Origin of the sequence: Pleomorphomonas sp. PLEO (assembly GCF_041320595.1) — a bacterium.
In the GTDB taxonomy this organism is placed as follows: Bacteria; Pseudomonadota; Alphaproteobacteria; order Rhizobiales; family Pleomorphomonadaceae; genus Pleomorphomonas.
The window spans coordinates 843,833-863,953 of record NZ_CP166625.1 but is presented as its reverse complement, the minus strand read 5'-3'; the positions used below and the strand labels follow the sequence as shown (position 1 = coordinate 863,953).

Below are 20,121 nucleotides of genomic sequence, written 5' to 3'. Positions count from 1 at the left end.
AACACTTAGCCGACGAGGCCACCCTCCTCCTCGATGAAGCGAACGACGTCCGCAACGTTGTGCCCGCGCCGCACGTCGGTGAAGACGAAGGGTCTGCCCTTGCGCATCAGCTTGGCGTCCCGATCCATCACCTCCAGCGAGGCGCCAACATACGGGGCAAGATCGATCTTGTTGATCACCAGGAGGTCGGAACGGGTGATGCCCGGTCCGCCCTTGCGCGGGATTTTGTCTCCGGCCGAGACGTCGATGACGTAGATCGTCAGGTCGGCCAGTTCCGGCGAGAAGGTCGCGGCCAGATTGTCACCACCGGACTCGATGAGGATGAGATCAAGGCCGGGGAACTTTTCGTTCATGTCGGCGATAGCAGCGAGATTGATCGAGGCATCTTCGCGGATCGCCGTGTGCGGACAACCGCCCGTCTCGACACCGGCGATGCGCTCCGGCGGCAAAGCGCCGGACCGCGTCAGAAACTCGGCATCCTCACGCGTGTAGATGTCGTTGGTGATGGCGGCGATTTGGTACCGGTCGCGAAGAGCCTTGCAGAGCGCGTCCATCAAGGCGGTCTTGCCGGATCCCACCGGGCCGCCGACGCCGATACGCAGGGGGCCGTTGGCTGTCTTGGTCATGAGCGGAACAACCTCGTGTACTGGGTTTCGTGGGCCATGGAGGCAATGTCGGCACGCAGGCAGGCCCCACCGACGTCATCGAGCGAGGCGAGCAACGCATCGGCCGCGACGGTGGAAACGATGGGAGCAAGATCTCGAATCGCCCGCTGCCCCTCGGTCTGACCGAGCGGCACCGCGCGCACCGCCGCCGACACCAGGTTGGCGGCGAAGGCGGTGAGATAGGCCTCGACCGTCTCGGTGAGCGGCAGTTGGTGATCGAAAGCGGCTACCGCTACCGCCACCGGATAGGCGATTGGGTTGGGTGTCAGGCGGCCGGCAAGATCGACGAGCGTCGGCGCCCCCCACGTATCGGCAATGGCCGTCACAAAGGCGCGTCCCTGTGCCCCGCTCTCAAGCCGCCGCTCCCTGGAGGGCTGCAGCGCATAGGCGAGTTCGGCAATCTCCCGGAGATCGTCGGCCCGACCACCAGAGGCGGCGCGAAAGGCGGTGACGAGCAGGATGGCATCGCTGCGACCGGCCCCGTGGCGGAGAATGTCGGAAAGCCAGGCGGTGAGCGCCGCCGCCGACGTGACGGTACCGTCCTCCACCGCCCATTCGAGACCATGGCTGTAGGTAAAGGCGCCAACCGGAAAGGACGGCGACAGCCATGTCATCAAACGCGACAGCGCCGCCCCGGCCGAGGGTTCATTCATGCTTGTGGCTGTGCCCATGAGAATGGTCGTGGCCGTGCGCGGGATCATGGGAATGATCATGACCACAGCCGCAATCATCACCATGGACGTGCTCATGATGCTGATGGACGCCCGCCTCGCCGTGTTCGTGGTGATGACGTTCCGGTCCATGCTCATGGGTGTGCTCGTGCTCCCCATGATCGTGATCGTGGCCATGGGTCTCACCGTGGCCGTAGGCACCGCCCTCCGGATCGAAGGCGGCCAGCACCGGCGTCACCGCGGCGCCGAGGCCCTTCAGCATGTCCTCGATGACGTGGTCGTAGCGGATGCGCAGCCGATCACCGAGGAATTGAGCCGGCAAATGCCGGTTGCCGAGGTGCCAGGCGACACGAACGAGATCAACGGGATCGGCGGCTGCGATCTCAAGCAGGCGTTCGGGCACCGCCTGCACCAGGATCAGCCGCCCGTCCTCGAGTTCAAGAGCATCGCCGTCCTTCATCACCGCCGCTTCCTTGAGATCGAGAAGGAATACGGTCTTGCCAACGCAACGCATGACGAGGCGGCGGCGGTGGCGATCGTCGCGCTCGAGAGCAAGCGTATCCGCGGGTGTGCCGGACCAAGTGCCGGCGGAAAGGATGCGAGTGGCGGTGATCATGGCGTATCGGCCCTGGCAGACGAGGGAAGTGACGGACGGATGAGCTTAGCCAAAAGCGCCGCCGAGGCAAGCGCCGCTGACATCAAGGCGAGACCAAGCAGCGCAGCGGCGGCAACGCCGGCCTGATGGATGACGGCGACGAAAATCACCGGCGCCACGGCATTGGCAATGTTCTGCGGCAGCGCCAACCGGCCAGAACGGCGGGAGAATTCGTCGGGCGGGAAGAAAGCCAGTGGCAACACCGCCCGCGCCATGGCCGAAAGGCCGGCGCCGAAGGCATAGATCGCCACAAAGGCTGGCAACAGCCAGACACCATCGACACCCGTGACAAGCAGCGCAAAGGAGCCGCCCATCAACAGCGCGGCCGCCGCCGTGGTGGCAAGCGGCCCACCTCGCCCATCGAGGACGAGATCGGCAGCGCGAGCTGCGATGCTGACCACCGGCCTGACGGTGCCAAGCCACAGGGCATATTCCACAGAGGCCCCCGCCCCGCGAAGAAGTTCGAGATAGGCCGCGGCAAGGCCAAAGGTGGTGAAGGAAAAGGCGACGGAGATGACACCGATGTGGCGGAAGGCGCGCGCTGCGCCATCAGCATCAAGGATGATCGACGGCCGCTGGGTCGCTTCCACTTCCTTCGGAAGAGCGCGGAACGGCGGCAGGACAAAAAGGTGGAGCGGCAAACAGAGGAAAAGATGTAGTCCGGCCATGGCGAGGAGCGTGACGCGCCACCCGACCACGGCATCGATGGCGTCGAGAATCGGCCAGAATATGGTCGAGGAAACGCCGGTGAAAATCATCAGCACGCCGATCGTCCGCCGCCCGGCCGCTCCCTCGCGCTCGACAGCCGCCGCGTAGGCTGGCACCGACAGCGACAACGCCCCGGCGGCGCCAATCATCGTCCAGGCCATGAAATAGCCTACCGGCCCTTCGGCCGCGGCGAGCAGGGCAAGACCAACCGTCGAGGCAGCGGAGCCAAGTACAAGCACCCTCTGAGCGCCCATCCGCCGCACTGCCTCGCCCACCGCCGGGCCGGTCAGGCCAATCACCAGCATCATCAGCGTCAGGCCGAAGAAGGTCGTATCGATGCTGAGGCCAACGTCTGGCGCCATTTTGCGCGCCATCACGCCCGGCATATCGAAGGTTGTTCCCCAACCGATCACTTGCGTGACGGCAAGCACACCGACGAGGCGGAGGCGAGCGGAGGACGAAAGACGCAAATTCACAATTTCGGTTCCGGGTGGGATCTTCCCGGGGCATTCTCCCCACCGGCGTATGTCATCATCGGCAGGCGGCAGGGCGACGGTTGCTTTTGATGATCCTGAGGAAAAGCAAGCATGACGATAAAACTCGTTCCCGAACTGAATGTCGACGATCTCGAACGCTCGCTGGCGTTCTATGTCGAGCTTGCCGGATTCAACATCCGTTATCAGCGACCGGAGGATCGCTTTGCCTATATCGAGCGCGATGGCGTCGAATTGATGATGGAAGAAACCTTCGGTCCGGGCCGCCGCTGGCATCCGGCGCCGCTTGAGCATCCTTACGGCCGGGGCCTCAACTTCCAGATCGAAGTGGCAAATGTGACGGAACTCTATGCCCGCCTGCGCGATGCCGGCTGTTCCTTCATTCTGGATCTGGAAGAGAAGTGGTACCGCGTCGGCGACAGCAACGAAGGCCAACGGCAATTCGTCGTCGCCGACCCGGACGGTTATCTTCTCCGCTTCTGCGAAGCTATCGAGTAGCGCCCCTCAGAACAGGAAATAGCGTTGCGCCATCGGCAAAACGTCGGCCGGCGCGCAGGTAAGCAGTTCTCCATCGGCTCGCACCTCGTAGGTCTCGGGGCCGACTTCGATGGTGGGCGTCGCCGAATTGTGGATCAAGGAGGCCTTCGAAATGCCGCCGCGCGTGTTCTCGACCGGTAGCACGACGCGATCGAGACCGAGCTTTTCCTTGATGCCGTTCTCGTAGGCGTAGCGCGACACGAAGGTGACCGACGAACGGGTCATCGCCTTGCCGAAGGCGCCGAACATCGGCCGGTAGTGCACCGGCTGCGGTGTCGGGATCGAGGCGTTGGGATCACCCATGGCGGCCGCGGCGATGGTTCCGAGCTTCAGCACCAGGTCGGGCTTCACACCGAAGAAGGCCGGCGTCCACAGCACGAGATCGGCGAGCTTGCCGACCTCGACCGAGCCGACGTGCTTGGAAAGGCCCTGCGCAATGGCTGGGTTGATGGTCACCTTGGCGATGTAGCGCTTGACGCGGAAATTGTCGGCGTCGGTGCCGACGTCCTCGGCCAAGGCCCCGCGCTGCACCTTCATCTTGTGCGCCGTCTGGAAGGTGCGGATGATCACCTCGCCGATGCGGCCCATGGCCTGACTGTCGGAAGAAATGATCGAGAAGGCGCCCATGTCGTGCAGGATGTCTTCGGCCGCGATGGTCTCCTTGCGGATGCGGCTCTCGGCGAAGGCGACGTCCTCGGGGATCGACCCATCGAGGTGATGGCAGACCATCAGCATATCAAGATGCTCGTCGAGCGTATTGCGCGTGTAGGGCCGCGTCGGGTTGGTCGACGACGGCAGCACGTTGGGAAGACCGGCTACCTTGATGATGTCGGGCGCATGACCGCCGCCGGCACCTTCGGTATGGTAGGCGTGAATGGTGCGCCCCTTGAAGGCGGCGATGGTATCCTCGACGAAGCCGCTCTCATTGAGCGTGTCGGTGTGGATCATCACCTGCACGTCGTATTCGTCGGCGACCGACAGGCAATTGTCGATGGCGGCCGGCGTGGTGCCCCAGTCCTCATGCAGCTTCAGGCCGCAGGCGCCGGCCTTGACCTGCTCGATGAGCGCCGCCGGCAGCGAGGCATTGCCCTTGCCGGAGAAGGCAAGGTTCATTGGCAACCCCTCGGCCGCCTCGATCATCCGCGTGAGATGCCAGGGACCGGGCGTGCAGGTGGTGGCCGCCGTGCCGGTGGCCGGCCCGGTGCCGCCGCCCAGCATGGTGGTGATGCCGGCATAGAGCGCCTCGTCCACCTGCTGCGGGCAGATGAAGTGGATATGGGTGTCGAGCGCACCGGCGGTGAGGATCTTGCCTTCACCAGCGATCGCCTCGGTGCCTGGACCGACGATGATGGTGACACCCGGCTGGACGTCCGGATTGCCGGCCTTGCCGATGCCGGAAATGCGGCCATCGGTGATGCCGACGTCGGCTTTGTAAATGCCGGAATGGTCGATGATCAGCGCGTTGGTGATGACGGTGTCCACCGCCCCCTCGGCCCGGCTCGCCTGGCTCTGGCCCATGCCGTCGCGGATAACCTTGCCGCCGCCGAACTTCACCTCCTCGCCATAGATGGTGAAATCCTTCTCCACCTTGACGAACAGCTCGGTATCGGCGAGGCGCACCTTGTCGCCAACGGTAGGACCGAACATGTCGGCATAGGCAGCGCGGGACATGCGGTAGGGCATCTGTCAGTCTCCTCAAGAGAGCAGCTTGAAACTCGCGTGTCCGGCCGCTTCGCGGTCGAACGTAAGGGTGTAATCGGCGCCGCACGCTTGGGCCGTCGCCGCGATCAAATAGTCGACGAAGCCAGCGGGACCTTGCGCATAGGCATCGACGGCCGCCGACACGGCGACACGATCGGAAAATGCCAGATGTGCATTATCCAGAAGCGCCCACAAAATATCGGCAATCCGGGCGCGCGGGAATTTCTGCCGCTTGGCCAGCAACCAGAAGATTTCCACCAACACCTCGTTTGGTACAAGAAGAGGATCAGATGCGGCCGCCTCGTCGATCAGATCGCGAGCGATCGGGCTCTGCGTGGGATCGTCGTTGCGTAAGTAGCGGACGAGGACATTGGTATCGATAGCCCTCATTGCCGGAGCCGCTCCGCCACGCCTTCGGCCACTGCCTCTCCGACGGCCTCCCGCAGATCTTGATCGGACATCCGCGTGCCATCGGAAGCCAGACCAAAACCGGCGCCGACCCGTATCTTTCTGACCCGCACCCCCAACCCCCCATCGAGCTTGCGGAAAAACACCAGCTCATCGCCGGGTTCGACGCCGAAGGCATCTCGCACATCGGCCGGGATAGTGATCTGGTTCTTCGACGTCACCTTTGCGACACCCATGGATTTTGCCTTTCAAAATACGATTTCGTCAGACAATACCACAAAACGTAAGGCGTTTAGAGCTTCCCCATCACCGCCTGCCGAAAGCCGTAGACCTCACGCTTTCCCGCGTAGGGCACCAGGGTCACCGACCGGCTCTGGCCGGGCTCGAAGCGAACGGCGGTACCGGCGGGAATGTCGAGCCGATAGCCGCGCGCCTTGTCGCGGTCGAAGATGAGAGCGGGATTGGTCTCGGCAAAATGATAGTGGCTGCCGACCTGCACCGGCCGGTCGCCGGAATTGGCAACGTCGAGCACCGGCGCCGGTCTGCCGGCGTTGAGTTCGATGTCACCGCCGGGAGTGATGACTTCACCTGGAATCATGATCGTTCCTTTCAGGCGGCGCAGGGCGCGCCCTTGAAGACGCGGACGGTGGACGCCGGATTGGCGGCGAGCTTGTTGGCCGGACGTACCGGCCGGCGAACCAATTCGCCGCCGCAGTTGGGGCAGACCCCATTCAACACGTCCGTCGCGCAATCGGGGCACCAGGTGCACTCGAAGGAGCAGATATAGGCTTCCGCCGCTGGCGGCAGATCACGATCGCAGCATTCGCAGTTGGGACGAAGTTCGAGCGCCATGAGCTCACCTGATCGGTTCGTGGACGGTGACCAGCTTGGTGCCGTCGGGGAAAGTCGCCTCGACCTGCACATCGTGGATCATCTCGGCGATGCCTTCCATCACTTGCTCGCGGCGCAGCACGGTGGCACCGCCCGCCATCAGCTCAGCCACGGTCCGACCGTCGCGGGCTCCCTCCACAACGTAGTCGGAGATAAGGGCCACCGCCTCCGGATGGTTGAGCTTCACGCCCCGCTCGAGGCGGTTGCGGGCCACCATGGCGGCGAGGCTGACGAGCAGCTTGTCTTTTTCGCGCGGCGTCAGATTCATCGGTCTTCCTCGTCTCAGATCGACCAGGCGCGCGGCAGCGGCCAGCCGGTGAGGGTTTCGATCAGGGGTTCGACAATGGCGCGCAGGTGGCGCCCGTCAAGGGCAAGACAGCGTATGGACAAGAGGCCATCGAAAACGGAAGCGCCAGCTTCGAGGCCGTCGCGGGCGAGTGCCGCGATCAGCTCGCGTACGCGGTCGAGCTGAGACGCCGCCTCGGGCGCGGCTACCAGCACACTGGCAAAGGCACGGGCGCCGCGACCAGTGGCGCCGCCCGACAGAATCACTTGGCTGTCGCCCGAAAGGCGCAAGGCGTCGGCATAAACGAGCCGACCATCGCGCCGGACGCGCCAATGATCGGAGAGATCGACGGAGTTAACCTCCTCGCCCATGGCGGTGCGGCCGAGCACGATGCTTTCAACGGCGATAAGACGAGCGTCGCCCATGAGATCGACGTCGAAGCGGCGACGAAGGCCGGCGCCATCGAAGATGATCGTTTCCTGCGGTAGCCAGCGGGCATTCGCCCCGGCCTCGACGACCAGCCGGTTCTCGATGCGGCCGACACCCTCCGAGCGACGGTAGATGCGTTCGGCGGCCTGGGTGGTGACGGTGGCCGTCGTTCCCGCCCCGAGACGCGCCTCGAAGGTGAGGTGATCGCCACCGGTGACACCGCCGGCACTGTTGAGAAAGACGGCGGCCGGCCCCGAACCATCATACACCTTAGGCAACCGCACCTTGGCCGAACCATCCTGGAAGAGATCGGCGAGCCGCGTCTCTTCCCGTCCGGCAATTTGCCGCAACGCGAAGGCAACACGTGCGACGCCATCGGCCCGTTCAAGCCGAGGCGTTTCCTTCTGAGTCGACACTGCGGTCGAAACTACTGCCAAGCTCCCCCCAATGCCCCTTCGGTCAGCGCTACGCTGCCCGGCACTGTGGCAAAAGGCCCGCCAGCCGGCGAGCCCAAAACTTGGGCAGATGAAGCCGCTAAATCAGCCAGTCCGGCAGGCGATCAAGGCCGATCAGATCATCATAGGAGGGACGCGGCCGCACCACCGCCCAGCGATCCCCATCCACCAGCACCTCCGGCACCAGAAGACGGGAGTTGTAAGTGCCCGCTTGAACCGCGCCATAAGCCCCGGCCGAGAAGACGGCCAACAGTTCGCCCGGCTGGGCCACCGGCAGATTGCGATCGCGTGCCAGATAGTCGCCGCTCTCGCAGACCGGACCGACCACGTCGACTTTCTCCTGCTCGGCGCCGACCGCTCGCTCATTGACCGGGCGGATATCGTGATAGGCGTCGTAAAGGGTCGGCCGAACCAGATCGTTCATCGCCGCGTCGACGATGACGAAGGTCTTCGCCTTGCCGCGCTTCACGTATTGCACCTCGGTGACGAGGATGCCGGCGTTGCCGACGATGAAGCGGCCCGGCTCGATCAGCACTTCGCAATCGAGCGAGCGTGTGTGCTTGCGCACCACCTCGACATAGGCAGCTGGATGGGGCGGCGGCGCGTTATCGGTCTTATAGGGAATACCGAGGCCGCCGCCGAGGTCGACATGGCGGATGGCATGACCGGCGGCACGCAGGCTCGCCACCAGTTCACCGAGCCGGCCAAAGGCGGCATCAAACGGTTCGAGGTCGGTGATCTGCGAGCCGATGTGCATATCGATGCCGGCAACGTCGAGTCCTGGCAACGCGGCGGCGCGGGCATAGACGCGTCCCGCTTCCTTCCAGGGAATGCCGAACTTGTCCTCAGCCTTGCCGGTCGAGATCTTCGCGTGGGTGCGGGCATCGACATCCGGATTGATGCGCAGCGACACCGGCGCTCGGCGACCGAGGCGGTTCGCCACCGCCGACAGCCTTTCGAGCTCCGGCTCGCTCTCGACGTTGAAGCACTTGATGCCCTCGGCGAGGGCATACTCGATCTCGCGCACCGTCTTGGCCACACCGGAAAAGACGATTCGGTCGGCCGGAATGCCGGCGGCGCGCGCCCGGCGGAGTTCGCCTTCCGAAACAACATCGGCGCCGGCGCCGAGGCGGGCCAGGGTCCCGATCACCGCCTGGTTGGAGTTGGCCTTCAGCGCATAGCAGACGAGCGACCGCTCATCGCCCAATGCCTCGCGAAACACCCGGAAATGGCGGGCGATGGTGGCCGAGGAATAGATATAGACGGGCGTTCCGACCGCCGCCGCAATGGCGGGCACCGCGACGTCCTCAGCGTGGAGTACGCCGCCGCGATAGCTGAAGTGATGCAACCGGACCCCCTCAGATGAGACCGTCGAGGATGAAAGGCTTTTGAGGCTTTGCCGGCTCTTCGACAGGCTTTATCGCGCCCGGATCGTTAGTGGCGGGGGCCTCGGTCTCGGCCGTCGATTTCGCCGATTTCGGCGAATCGAGCTGCCCTTTCCGGCCACAGCCGGCGACCGCGAGGCCGACCATCAACATTATCATCCCGACACGCAGCACCATCATGTCCTCGATCCGTTTGCTTCGAAGAGGGTATCCTCAGTCGAGCAGCTCCGTCCAGCGCTTCACCTCCGCCCGCACATTGTCGGGCGCCGTACCGCCGTGGGACGTGCGACTGCGGACGGAATTCTCGACGGTGAGCACATCGTAAACCGCTTCGGTGATGCCGTCATGCACCGTTTGCATGTCGGCGAGCGGGATGTCCGACAGCTCGATGCCGCGCTCGGCGGCAATCGCCACCAGGCGACCGGTGACATGATGAGCGTCGCGGAACGGCAGTCCGAGCACGCGCACCAGCCAATCGGCAAGATCGGTGGCTGTGGAGAACCCCGAGCCGGCGGCGGCGGCCATACGGGCCACATTGGGCACGAGGTCGTCGACCATGCCGGTCATGGCGGCAAGCACCAGGGAGAGACTCTCGAAACAGTCGAAGGCCTGTTCCTTGTCCTCCTGCATGTCCTTCTGGTAGGCGAGCGGCAGCCCCTTCATGATGATCAACAGCGCGTTCATGTCGCCGATGATGCGGCCGGTCTTGGCGCGGACCAGTTCGGCGGCGTCCGGGTTGCGCTTCTGTGGCATGATCGAGGAGCCAGTCGAGAAGGCATCCGAAAGCCGAACGAAGCCGAACTGCGCCGACGACCAGATGACGATCTCCTCGGCAAGCCGCGACAAATGCACCGAGATGATCGAGGCAGCCGCCATCGCCTCGAGTGCGAAGTCGCGATCGGAGACGCTATCGAGCGAGTTGGCGGTGGGGCGGTCGAAGCCGAGGCTGGCCGCTGTCCTGTGGCGATCGATCGGGAACGAGGTGCCGGCCAGCGCCGCCGCGCCGAGCGGACATTCGTTGAGGCGGCGCCGCGCGTCCTGCACGCGGCCACGGTCGCGGGACAGCATCTCGACATAAGCCATCAGGTGATGACCGAAGGTCACCGGCTGCGCCGACTGGAGGTGCGTGAAGCCGGGCATCACCGTATCGGCGTGCTCGCCGGCCCGCTTGACCAGCGCCCGCATCAAATCGGCGAGCTGGCCGTCGACGTGATCGAGGATGTCGCGCACCCACAGGCGGAAGTCGGTTGCCACCTGGTCGTTACGCGAACGCGCGGTGTGCAGACGCCCGGCCGCGACCCCGATCAGATCCTTGAGGCGCGATTCCACATTCATGTGGATGTCCTCGAGGGCTCGCGAGAAGGTGAAACTGCCGCTGTCGATTTCGGCCTTGATCGCGTCGAGGCCTTCGGCGATCTTGCCGGCGTCATCCATGGAAATAATGCCACGGGCGGCGAGCATTTCGGCATGCGCCTTGGAGCCGGCGATATCCTGGGCGTAGAGCTTCCGGTCGAAGTCGATGGAGGCGTTAATCTCCTCCATGATCGCAGACGGCCCGGCCGAAAACCGGCCGCCCCACATGCGGTTGCTCATTGGGTCCACTCCAGGAACGAGGATCGGTCAATGCCGTTCAAGCCTTCCCGCCACGTGTTCGCCGCGATTGCGATCGTTGCGGTGGCCGCCGGCCTTGCTGCGGTATACGTGACGGAGAGGGGCGCTGTCGAGAGCGGCGGTCGCTGCGCCGCCGCGGCGCCGAAGGCGGCGGCGTTGAGGCCGTTCGCCACCGGCGAACTGGCGGCCCTGTTGCCCGCCGATACACCGGCCGATTTTTCCGACCTCGCCCTGCGTACGCCTGACGGCGGGGAGCGCCACGTCTCGGAGCTGGCCGGCCAAACGCTCATCCTCAACATGTGGGCGACCTGGTGCGTTCCCTGCCGCGCCGAAATGCCGCATCTACAGGCGCTGCAAGAAAAGCGTGGGCGTCCCGACTTTTCGGTGGTGGCACTCAATGTCGACGTCGGTGGCCAGGACAGGCCGACCCGCTTTCTCAAAGAGATCGGCGCCACATCGCTGATCGACCTGCGCGATCCGGAGATGCGGGCCTTCAACGAGCTAAAATCCAAAGGATTGGTTTTGGGCCTGCCCACCACCTTCGTCGTCAACCGCCAAGGCTGTGTGCTGGCCTCGCTGGCCGGGCCGGCCAAATGGGATTCGCCCGCGGCGCTGGCGCTGATCGAGGCCGTGGCCAAGCCCGATTGAGACGGGGCTGATGGCTATTAAGCGTGACTGCGGCCGGCGAAGCCGAAGCGCGGCAGAAAACGCTCGAACCACTCGCCGACGCGCTCGAGTTGATCGACGTCGCGTCCTTCCGAACGGCTGACGGTCGCCCTGCGACGTTCGGTTGTGCTCATCGCCCGGAAGCGAGCCACCGCTCGCGGGTGCGAAATCTCCACGATGCGGACAACCACTGCGTGGTCTCCGTCCATCCATGAAAACAGGAACGATTCCGGCTTTGCGAGGGTTGTCAGCACGTTTTCAATCCCGTCTTGGTCGGGAGTTCGTAGCGCTCCCCACAGCGCCCGACCACTCCGGTTCCAAGGATCGAACCAATATGGTTAACGGAGCATTAACGCCGCCGCTCCGCAAGCTTGCCGTTCTTCATGCACATCGAAAATGACAATGAAAAAAGATAGATACGCCAACAGCATGGTTAACTTTGAAGCGGCGAGTACCCCATCAAAGCTGTGGATAATTTGTTAACCACCCGCTCGGCGGCTTGAAAAGTGAAAATCATGAGCTTTCCAGCAGCTTCACAGCCTACAGGAAACTACATATGCCGCACCGCGCCGCTTAGCCGCGCCGCGATGGTGGTGTGAAGCCCGGAAGCGCCAGCGGGTTATCGGTCATTGCCCACCGGTCGGGCGTGTCCGGGGCGAGCACGCCGGCAAAGGCGTCGAAGAGCCGCTTCACCTCATCCTCGGCAAGGTCATGCGTGATGAAGACGAGCCGCGTTCGCCGATCGGCATCCGGCCAAGCCGGAAGGCGAACCGGCGGATGGAATAGTTCCTGGACCGCATGAACGACCAGCGGCCGGTCGGGATCCTCGGCGAGCTTCACCACCCCCTTGAGACGGAGAAGTTTGGGCCCATGGGCCGCCCGCAGGAGTTCAAGAAACATCTCAAGGGCGCCGGCCGGCAGCGCCTCGTCGGACACCAGGGAGAAAGCGCTGATGCCGTCATGGCGGCTTTCCTCATTCCCGTGATCGTGCCCGTGGTGATGATCGTGATGCCCGTCGTGATGGTGACTCGGATGGTCGCAGCTTCCACCGTCACAATCGTGGTCATGGTGGTGCTCGCCCGCGTCGTCAAACGCCTCGGCATTGAGCCAGCGCCGGACATCGGCCGTCTTGGTGGTGGGATCATAAAGGCCGCAGCCGAGCAAATCGGCCGGCGCGGCCATGGCGGCATCGACGAGCAACGCGCCGGGATTGAGGGCTGCCAGTCGCCGGCGCAGGGCGGGCAGCCGCGCCGCGCCTTCGGAAAGATCGGCTTTGGCGATCACCAGCCGGTCCGCCACGGCGACCTGCTTGATCGCTTCCATGTGCTCGTCGAGCGTCCGGTCGCCGTTGACCGCGTCGACGACGGTGATCACCCCGTCGATGGCATAGCGTAGCGACAGGTAGGGATGGGCGGTGAGCGTGGCGAGCACCGGCACCGGATCGGCAAGGCCGGTCGTCTCGATGACGATGCGGCTCAACGTATCGATGCGGCCGTTATCGAGCCCGCGCAGGAAATTCTCCAGCGTCGTCACCAGTTCGCCGCGCACCGTGCAGCACAGACACCCAGACGACAACTCGACGATACCGTCGTCGGCCGCTTCGACCAGCAGATGGTCGATGCCGATCTCGCCGAATTCGTTGATGATGAAGCCGGTTCCGGCCAGCGCCGGATCGCGCACCAGCCGGTTGAGCAGCGAAGTTTTGCCGGCGCCGAGAAAGCCGGTGACGATGGTGACGGGGATGGCGGGCTTTGGCCCGCGCGAGCGGTCGGCTTCCGGCAAGACTTGAGACCCTCTTCTGCTGGACTTTAGCGAACGGGCTTGGGCCGTGGACGTGGCGCTGCCCCGGCGTTCTCGGCTTTTGGCTTTCCGGCGGTCGGCTTTCCGGCTTGGGCCTCCACCACAGGCGGCTCTACTGGATCGGGCATATCGCTGGCGCCACCGAGGCTGATGGGAACCGGATCCATCACCTTGAAGCGCGGCACCAGATAGCTCGCCGGCTGGTCATCGCCATCACCGAGGTCCTCGCCGACCGGCGCCTTGGCGCCCTTCTTGCGTTTGGGGCAGGCGAGATCGCGAATGTCGGCGACGGTCGCGGCCACCGGTCCACGTGGAGTCAGCCGGTCGAGCGTCACCGAAGCCGCCGTGGCGGGCGTCCGGAACGATGTCTCGAGCAGGCTGGCTGCCAGTTCGTCGCGCTCCCGCGCCGTCTTTCCGCCGAGCACGATGGTGAGAATCTGGCGGCCGTTGCGCGTCGCCGTCGCCACGACGTTGAAGCCAGACGAGCAGATGAAGCCCGTCTTCATACCGTCGGCGCCGGGATAGCGCTCAAGCAGATTGTTATGATTCTGAATGACCTTGCCGCCGAGCGACAGCGCCGTCGTCCGGTAGAGTTCCCGATAGCCGGAAAAGTCCTTGAGAAGGGTGCGAGCAAGCAGGGCGTAGTCGCGAGCCGTCGTCCACTGGTTGGGATTCGGCAGGCCGTTGGCATTGGAAAATCGCGTGTTGGCCATGCCGAGCGTCCGCGTCGCGGCGTTCATGCGATCGACGAAGCCCTGCAGGTTGCCGCCGACACGTTCGGCCAGCGCATAGGAGACATCGTTGGCCGACTTCACCATGATGATCCGGAGCGCCGTATCGATGGTGAGCACCGTTCCCGGCTTGAAACCCATTTTCGATGGCTGCTCGCGCGTCGATTCCGGTGTCATGACCACACCCGAATCACCCCGAATCTCACCCGCTTTGATGGCAGAAAGCGTCACATAGACGGTCATCAGTTTGGTGATCGAAGCCGGAAACCAAGGGTCGAAGCTCTGATTCTCGGCCAACACCGCGCCTGTGGCGAGATCGACCGAAAGATACGGAGCGGCGCCGGCGCCGCCAGCAAGACTCAGGAATAGCGGCAGCGTAGCGGCAAGACGCAAAAGGCGGCGTGTGCGGCCACACGGGCCGGAAATCGTCGGCAAGGCTTTCTTCCCGGAAAACAGACGTCCACGGACGGATGATCTTAGCCGAAGGTCGTGTTCTCCGCAAAGGCGCGAGACGACCGGCGCCTTCCGAATGTCTTTCGAAGGCGGCCAGAATGCGGCGACACTCTTATCTTCGACCCATTTCCCCCCTAAAGTGATTGGAACGACACAGGCGCCGACAGGCTGCGGGAAAGGCTCGATGACAGAAGGACCGCACCGGCCCGAGGACCGGAACAGCGATTTGCCGATCGCCACCGCCCGCGCCGTGGCGCTTTCCGGCCTTTCGCTCGCTTGGGAGCGGCTGTGGCCACGCCTTGCGCTGGTGCTTTCGGTGCTCGGTGCGTTCCTGGCCCTCGCCTGGCTCGGTACCTTCGAGCGCTTGCCGGCCGCCCTTCGCCTTATCGGTGCCGGCGTTTTCGCGGCGGGTCTGCTGGCCGCGATCGTCCACCTCTTGCGGACGCCCTGGCCCGATCGGCGGCAAGCGGCCGACCGGCTCGAACGCGGCGTGCCGCACCACCCCCTCAGCGCCTTCCTCGACCGGCCGGCAACCGCGGGCGACAGTCTTGCCGACGCGCTCTGGCGAGCTCATCGCCGCCGCCTTTCGGCGAATCTCGAGACTCTGAGGCCGCGCCCGCCGTCGCCACGCCTCGACCGCGCCGATCCGCATGCCCTTCGGGCGGCGGTGTTCCTGCTGGTCGTCGTTGGCTTCTTTGCCACGTCCGACCACGTCGGGCCGGTAAGGGCCATCTTCCGGCTACCGGCCGTCACGCCAGCGGATATCCGCGTTGATGTCTGGGCGAATCCGCCGACCTACACCGGCCTTACCCCGCGCGCCCTGGTGACGACGGCGAACGGCGCGGTCAGCGCGCCGGACAGCCAAGCGGTTACGCTGCCGGCGGGAACCACACTCGCCGTGCGGCTCGCCGGCGTCGGTTCCCCGACAGTCGCATTCGCCGTCGACGGCAAGCCGCCAGTCGTACTCGACGCACGAGCACCCGCCCCAGGCCAAGCCGCCTACGAGCATCGCCTGACGACCTCCGGCCAACTGACGCTGACCGGTGACGGCCTGTCAGCCGTGAGCGTGCCGATCACCGTCCGTGCCGATGCACCGCCGGAAATTCACCTCGTCGAACAACCGGCCGCCACGGAGCGCGGCGCGCTTCGCCTAGTCTATACCGTCTCCGATGACTATCGGGTCGCCGCCGCGCGCGCCATCCTGTCGATCGACGGGACCGAGGGCGCCAGGCCGCTCGTCGCCCTGCCCGACGTGACGTTGTCCATGCCTCGCCGGGGCGAAGACCGCGCCACAACGACTTCTGATCTCACCACCCATCCGCTGGCTGGCAGCCGCGTTCGCCTTGTCCTTGAAGCGCGCGACGACGCCGGCCACGCCACCGAAACGCCGCCGCTCCTCATCGACCTGCCGGCTCGCCCATTCCGTAACCCACTGGCGGCTGCCATCGTCGAACAACGACGGTTGCTGGCTTCCGACGCCAGTCGGGCAAGAACAGTGGCGGCCACCTTCGAAACACTGGGCGATCTCGGCGCCGCCTTCATCGACAAGCCCGGCGAGATCATCGGCCTGCGCGTCGCCCGCAATAGCATCCTTGCCGCGCGAAACGACGCCGAGCTCAAGCCGGTGCTCGACTATCTCTGGCAGATGGCCCTTGCCATCGAGGCCGGGGACCTTGCACCAGCCGCCGAACGGCTGGCCGCCGCGCGCGAAGCCTTGAAGAAGGCGCTGGCGGACGGAGCCTCACCGCAGGAGATCGCCCGCCTCAGCGAAGACCTAAAGGCCGCTCTCGACGATTATCTGAAATCGATGGCCGAAGCGGCGGCTACTGATCCTTCCCGCCTGGGCGATCTCGCCCAACAAGGCGGCCAGCGCGTCACCGGCGACGATCTCAAGAAGCTTATCGACCGCATGCGGCAGCTCGGTGAACTCGGCGAGCGCGACGCGGCCTCCGAGCTGTTGTCACAGCTCGACGACATCCTGTCCGGCCTGCAGTTCGCCCAGCCCAAGGCCGGCGGCGCCAGCGACCCGACGCTGGACGCCCTCGCCGATATCATCCGCCGGCAGCAGGAATTGCAGAACCGGACTCATAAGCTGACGCCGGATGGGTACACCGGCGAGGAGTTCGGCGACCAAGGTGATGACCAGAAGGCGCTTAACGAGCTCGAGCGCCAACAATCCGAACTGTCCCGCCGCCTTGAGGACATTATGTCCGGCCTTTCCAAACAAGGTGGCGAAAAAGACGGGAAAAGCGGGCTTGAGGGGGCTGGCCGCGCCATGCAGGACGCCGGCCGCGACCTTGGCGCCGGAAATACCGAATCCGCCGTCGGCAATCAGGGCACCGCCCTCGATGCCCTGAGGCGCGGTGCCCGCGAAATGATGCGCAGCCAGGGGCAAGGTACCGCCGGCGTCCGCGAGGGTGGAACTGATCCGCTCGGCCGACCGACGGGCCGGCGCGGCCCCGACTTCGGCGACGATACCAAGGTACCCGGAGAGATCGAGGTACAGCGCGCGCGCCGGCTTCTCGAGGAGTTGCGCCGCCGCTACGCCGATCCCAGCCGGCCAGCGCTTGAACTCGACTATCTCCGCCGGCTGATCGCTCCCTTCTGACCGATCTCTAGGGACAGACATAGCAGAACGATCACCGAAGCCGCGACCAGCGGCTTCAGGCGCCAAGCGGCGCCCGCGCGAAGCGCGAAAGCCAAGACGGCGGAGCTGCCGCCTGGGATCGAAGCGGGAAAAAGACAGCCAAGACCTGCCGTTGACGACGGCCCGGACGGCCGCTACGGTCACGCCTCGCGCTCGAAATTTGCCCGCTACAGGCCGTTTCGGCCGTCGTCCCATTGGTCCGGAGAGATGGTCCCGATGAAGATTCTCGTGCCCGTGAAGCGGGTGGTCGACTACAACGTCAACATCCGAGTCAAGGCCGACGGTTCCGGCGTCGATCTAGCCAACGTCAAGATGTCGATGAATCCCTTCGACGAGATCGCCGTCGAGGAAGCATTGCGCCTGCGCGAGGCCGGCGTCGCTAGCGAGGTGGTCGCCGTATCGATCGGCCCGAAGGAGGCACAGGAAACGGTGCGCACCGCGCTCGCCATGGGCGCCGACCGCGGCATCGTTCTCGAGGCGGAGGGCATCGTCGAGCCACTCGCCGTCGCCAAGCTTCTGAAGGCGATCGTCGCCGAGGAAGCGCCCGGCCTCGTCATCCTCGGCAAGCAGGCCATCGACGACGATAGCAACCAGACCGGTCAGATGCTGGCCGCTCTTCTGGGTTGGCCACAGGGCACATTCGCCTCCAAACTGGTTCTCGGCGATGGCGGTATCGAAGTGACGCGTGAAGTCGACGGCGGCCTGCAGACGGTGCGCCTTGCGCTTCCGGCGGTCGTCACCGCCGATCTCCGCCTCAACGAGCCGCGCTATGCCTCGCTGCCAAACATCATGAAAGCCAAGAAGAAGCCGATCGATCTCAGGCCGGCCCTTCAATATGGTATTGATCTTACGCCCCGTTTGACGGTGCTGAAGACTGCCGAGCCGCCAAGCCGGCCGGCCGGCCGCCGCCTCGCCTCGGTTGCCGAACTGGTCGAGCATCTGAAGACCGAAGCCGGCGTTCTCTGAGAAAGGCAAGCGAACAGAATGACCACTCTTCTCCTCGCTGCCCACGACGGCGCTTCCATCAAGGACGCCACGCTGAAGGCACTGACCGCGGCGCTGGCCATCGGTGACGATATCCACGTGCTGGTGGCCGGCGATGACCTCGCCGGCGCCGCAGCCGAGGCAAGCAAGCTCAAGGGCGTCAGCCGCGTGCTGATCGCCGAAGCACCGGCGCTCGGCCACGGCCTCGCCGAGCCGCTTGCGGCTCTCATCGTGTCGCTCGCTCCGGCCTACTCCGCCGTCGTGGCCCCGTCGACGTCGACCTTCAAAAACGCTCTGCCGCGCGCCGCCGCCCTGCTCGACGTGATGCAGATCTCCGACATCACCGCCGTGCTGGCGCCCGACACCTTCGAGCGGCCGACCTATGCCGGCAATGCTTTGCTCACCGTGCGCTCCGCCGATCCGATCCGCCTCATCACCGTTCGTACCGCCTCGTTCCGGGCAACACCGGTGGAAGACAGGACGCCGGCCCCGGTCGAGGCGGTTGCCGTGCCGGCCGATCCCGGCCTTTCGACTTTTGTCCGCGACGCCTTCTCCACGGCCGACCGCCCTGAGCTGACCTCAGCGCGGGTGGTGGTATCGGGTGGGCGAGCGCTCGGCTCGGAAGAGCAGTTCAAGGCCGTCTTGCTGCCGCTGGCCGATCGCCTTGGCGCGGCGGTGGGTGCCAGCCGCGCCGCCGTCGACGCCGGCTACGCTCCCAACGACTGGCAGGTTGGCCAGACCGGCAAGGCGGTATCGCCAGACCTTTACGTCGCCATCGGCATTTCCGGTGCCATCCAGCACCTCGCTGGCATGAAGGACGCAAAGATCATCGTTGCCATCAACAAGGACGCGGAGGCGCCGATCTTCCAGGTTGCCGACTACGGCCTCGTCGGCGATCTGTTCGAGCTCGTGCCGGAGCTGACGAAAGCTCTCGGTTGAGCTAGAATGCCCTGATACTTGTCACAGGAGCGCGCCGCGGACCGGTAGCGCACCGAGAGGCTCGAGGACTTCAATGGTTGAAATCAGGTCGATCGGCGTCATGGGCGCGGGTCAGATGGGCTCCGGCATTGCGCATGTCTGTGCTCTCGCAGGTCTCGACGTCGGGCTCTACGACATCGCGCGCGATCGGCTGGAGGCTTGCCTCAACGTCGTTTCGGCCAACCTCGGCCGTCAGGTCGCCTCCAAGAAGATCACCGAGGAACAGCGCCGGGAAGCTCTTTCCCACATCAAGCTGCTGACCGACCTCGAGGGGTTTTCCGACACCGACCTTGTCATTGAGGCGGTAACCGAGAACGAAACCATCAAGCGCAAGGCGCTCTCCCAGCTCTGTCCGGAGCTTAAGCCGGAAGCGATGATCGGCACCAACACGTCGTCGGTGTCCATCACCCGCCTCGCCGCCTCGACCGACCGGCCCGAACGCTTCATCGGCATCCATTTCATGAACCCGGTGCCGGTGATGCAGCTCGTCGAACTGGTGCGCGGCATCGCCACCGAGGACGAGACCTTCGAGGCAGCGCGCAATTTCGTCTCGAAGCTCGGCAAGACGGTCGCCGTCTCCGAAGATTTCCCCGCTTTCATGGTCAACCGCATCCTGTTGCCGATGATCAACGAGGCGATCTACGTGCTCTATGAGGGCGTCGGCACGGTGGATTCCATCGACACCGCCATGCGTCTCGGCGCCAACCACCCGATGGGACCGCTGCAGCTCGCCGACTTCATCGGCCTCGATACCTGCCTCTCCATCATGCAGGTGCTGCACGACGGCCTTGCCGACAGCAAGTATCGCCCCTGCCCGCTGCTGGTGAAGTATGTCGAGGCCGGCTGGCTCGGCCGCAAGACGCAGCGCGGTTTCTACGACTACCGCGGCGCAACGCCGGTGCCGACGCGCTGAACTCGACCCAACGAGCCGACACAGAGCTTTTCAAAGCATAGCCCCCTGTTCCT

The 20,121-nt window shown here is 64.9% G+C and carries 23 protein-coding genes; 6 read left to right on the top strand and 17 right to left on the bottom strand.

Annotated elements, in window-relative coordinates:
- Positions 1-5 precede the first annotated feature (5 nt).
- The 4 genes from ureG to AB6N07_RS03745 are packed head-to-tail and all read right to left on the bottom strand — an operon-like array spanning position 6 to position 3,175.
- Entirely contained in the window at positions 6-626 is a 621-nt protein-coding gene (gene ureG / locus AB6N07_RS03760; RefSeq protein ID WP_370676474.1) for an urease accessory protein UreG, read from the bottom strand.
- Positions 623-1,402, bottom strand: coding sequence for an urease accessory protein UreF (locus AB6N07_RS03755; RefSeq protein WP_370676473.1), 780 nt, complete (start codon positions 1,400-1,402; stop codon positions 623-625). The genes ureG and AB6N07_RS03755 overlap by 4 nt, the downstream gene beginning before the upstream one ends.
- Complete coding sequence (locus tag AB6N07_RS03750) at positions 1,311-1,952, bottom strand: urease accessory protein UreE (RefSeq protein WP_370676472.1); 642 nt, start codon at positions 1,950-1,952, stop codon at positions 1,311-1,313. The genes AB6N07_RS03755 and AB6N07_RS03750 overlap by 92 nt, the downstream gene beginning before the upstream one ends.
- The gene (locus AB6N07_RS03745; RefSeq protein WP_370676471.1) at positions 1,949-3,175 is read right to left on the bottom strand and encodes an MFS transporter; all 1,227 of its coding nucleotides are present in this window, start codon (positions 3,173-3,175) and stop codon (positions 1,949-1,951) included. The genes AB6N07_RS03750 and AB6N07_RS03745 overlap by 4 nt, the downstream gene beginning before the upstream one ends.
- Before the next feature lie 111 nt (positions 3,176-3,286).
- Here AB6N07_RS03745 and AB6N07_RS03740 point away from each other — a divergent pair, with 111 nt between their 5' ends.
- Entirely contained in the window at positions 3,287-3,691 is a 405-nt protein-coding gene (locus AB6N07_RS03740) for a bleomycin resistance protein (protein WP_370676470.1), read from the top strand.
- A gap of 6 nt (positions 3,692-3,697) precedes the next feature.
- On the opposite strand, the gene ureC is transcribed toward AB6N07_RS03740, so the two are convergent.
- From ureC to argH, 10 genes are all read right to left on the bottom strand, one after another.
- On the bottom strand, positions 3,698-5,413 hold the full coding sequence (gene ureC / locus AB6N07_RS03735; protein WP_370676469.1) for an urease subunit alpha: 1,716 nt from the start codon (positions 5,411-5,413) through the stop codon (positions 3,698-3,700).
- Between the two features lie 12 nt (positions 5,414-5,425).
- Positions 5,426-5,821 carry a PIN domain-containing protein gene (locus AB6N07_RS03730; RefSeq protein ID WP_370676468.1) on the bottom strand — a complete coding sequence of 132 codons (396 nt, stop codon included), beginning with the start codon at positions 5,819-5,821 and terminating at the stop codon, positions 5,426-5,428.
- Positions 5,818-6,075: an AbrB/MazE/SpoVT family DNA-binding domain-containing protein gene (locus tag AB6N07_RS03725; protein WP_370676467.1), complete on the bottom strand. Its 258-nt coding sequence runs from the start codon at positions 6,073-6,075 to the stop codon at positions 5,818-5,820. Before AB6N07_RS03725 ends, AB6N07_RS03730 begins: the two co-directional genes overlap by 4 nt.
- A gap of 56 nt (positions 6,076-6,131) precedes the next feature.
- A complete protein-coding gene (locus tag AB6N07_RS03720) occupies positions 6,132-6,437 on the bottom strand; it encodes an urease subunit beta (RefSeq protein WP_370676466.1) in 306 nt (101 codons plus the stop codon).
- A gap of 11 nt (positions 6,438-6,448) precedes the next feature.
- Positions 6,449-6,691, bottom strand: coding sequence for a DUF1272 domain-containing protein (locus AB6N07_RS03715; RefSeq protein WP_370676465.1), 243 nt, complete (start codon positions 6,689-6,691; stop codon positions 6,449-6,451).
- A 4-nt stretch (positions 6,692-6,695) separates the two neighbouring features.
- Entirely contained in the window at positions 6,696-6,998 is a 303-nt protein-coding gene (locus tag AB6N07_RS03710) for an urease subunit gamma (RefSeq protein WP_370676464.1), read from the bottom strand.
- 14 nt (positions 6,999-7,012) lie between these two features.
- A complete protein-coding gene (locus tag AB6N07_RS03705; protein WP_370676463.1) occupies positions 7,013-7,882 on the bottom strand; it encodes an urease accessory protein UreD in 870 nt (289 codons plus the stop codon).
- Positions 7,883-7,979: 97 nt separating this feature from the next.
- Complete coding sequence (gene lysA / locus AB6N07_RS03700; protein ID WP_370676462.1) at positions 7,980-9,248, bottom strand: diaminopimelate decarboxylase; 1,269 nt, start codon at positions 9,246-9,248, stop codon at positions 7,980-7,982.
- 10 nt (positions 9,249-9,258) lie between these two features.
- Positions 9,259-9,465, bottom strand: coding sequence for a lipoprotein (locus AB6N07_RS03695; protein ID WP_370676461.1), 207 nt, complete (start codon positions 9,463-9,465; stop codon positions 9,259-9,261).
- 33 nt (positions 9,466-9,498) lie between these two features.
- On the bottom strand, positions 9,499-10,878 hold the full coding sequence (gene argH, locus AB6N07_RS03690) for an argininosuccinate lyase (RefSeq protein WP_370676460.1): 1,380 nt from the start codon (positions 10,876-10,878) through the stop codon (positions 9,499-9,501).
- 30 nt (positions 10,879-10,908) lie between these two features.
- On the opposite strand from argH, the gene AB6N07_RS03685 reads away from it, so the two are divergent.
- Complete coding sequence (locus tag AB6N07_RS03685) at positions 10,909-11,544, top strand: TlpA disulfide reductase family protein (protein ID WP_370676459.1); 636 nt, start codon at positions 10,909-10,911, stop codon at positions 11,542-11,544.
- 17 nt (positions 11,545-11,561) lie between these two features.
- Here AB6N07_RS03685 and AB6N07_RS03680 read toward each other — a convergent pair whose 3' ends face one another.
- The 3 genes from AB6N07_RS03680 to AB6N07_RS03670 all read right to left on the bottom strand — a co-directional run bounded on the left by AB6N07_RS03680 (position 11,562) and on the right by AB6N07_RS03670 (position 14,528).
- Positions 11,562-11,753, bottom strand: coding sequence for a hypothetical protein (locus AB6N07_RS03680; protein ID WP_370676458.1), 192 nt, complete (start codon positions 11,751-11,753; stop codon positions 11,562-11,564).
- Positions 11,754-12,135: 382 nt separating this feature from the next.
- Positions 12,136-13,344, bottom strand: a complete 1,209-nt coding sequence (locus tag AB6N07_RS03675) for a GTP-binding protein (protein ID WP_370676457.1) — start codon at positions 13,342-13,344, stop codon at positions 12,136-12,138.
- Between the two features lie 26 nt (positions 13,345-13,370).
- Positions 13,371-14,528 carry a D-alanyl-D-alanine carboxypeptidase family protein gene (locus tag AB6N07_RS03670; protein ID WP_370676456.1) on the bottom strand — a complete coding sequence of 386 codons (1,158 nt, stop codon included), beginning with the start codon at positions 14,526-14,528 and terminating at the stop codon, positions 13,371-13,373.
- A 202-nt stretch (positions 14,529-14,730) separates the two neighbouring features.
- Between AB6N07_RS03670 and AB6N07_RS03665 the strand changes: the two genes are divergently transcribed.
- The 4 genes from AB6N07_RS03665 to AB6N07_RS03650 all read left to right on the top strand — a co-directional run bounded on the left by AB6N07_RS03665 (position 14,731) and on the right by AB6N07_RS03650 (position 20,068).
- On the top strand, positions 14,731-17,154 hold the full coding sequence (locus AB6N07_RS03665) for a TIGR02302 family protein (RefSeq protein ID WP_370676455.1): 2,424 nt from the start codon (positions 14,731-14,733) through the stop codon (positions 17,152-17,154).
- Between the two features lie 255 nt (positions 17,155-17,409).
- Positions 17,410-18,159 (top strand): electron transfer flavoprotein subunit beta/FixA family protein, encoded by a 750-nt coding sequence (locus AB6N07_RS03660; RefSeq protein ID WP_370676454.1) that lies wholly within the window; start codon positions 17,410-17,412, stop codon positions 18,157-18,159.
- An 18-nt stretch (positions 18,160-18,177) separates the two neighbouring features.
- Positions 18,178-19,116 carry an electron transfer flavoprotein subunit alpha/FixB family protein gene (locus AB6N07_RS03655; RefSeq protein WP_370676453.1) on the top strand — a complete coding sequence of 313 codons (939 nt, stop codon included), beginning with the start codon at positions 18,178-18,180 and terminating at the stop codon, positions 19,114-19,116.
- Positions 19,117-19,189: 73 nt separating this feature from the next.
- The gene (locus AB6N07_RS03650) at positions 19,190-20,068 is read left to right on the top strand and encodes a 3-hydroxybutyryl-CoA dehydrogenase (RefSeq protein ID WP_370676452.1); all 879 of its coding nucleotides are present in this window, start codon (positions 19,190-19,192) and stop codon (positions 20,066-20,068) included.
- Positions 20,069-20,121: the final 53 nt, after the last annotated feature.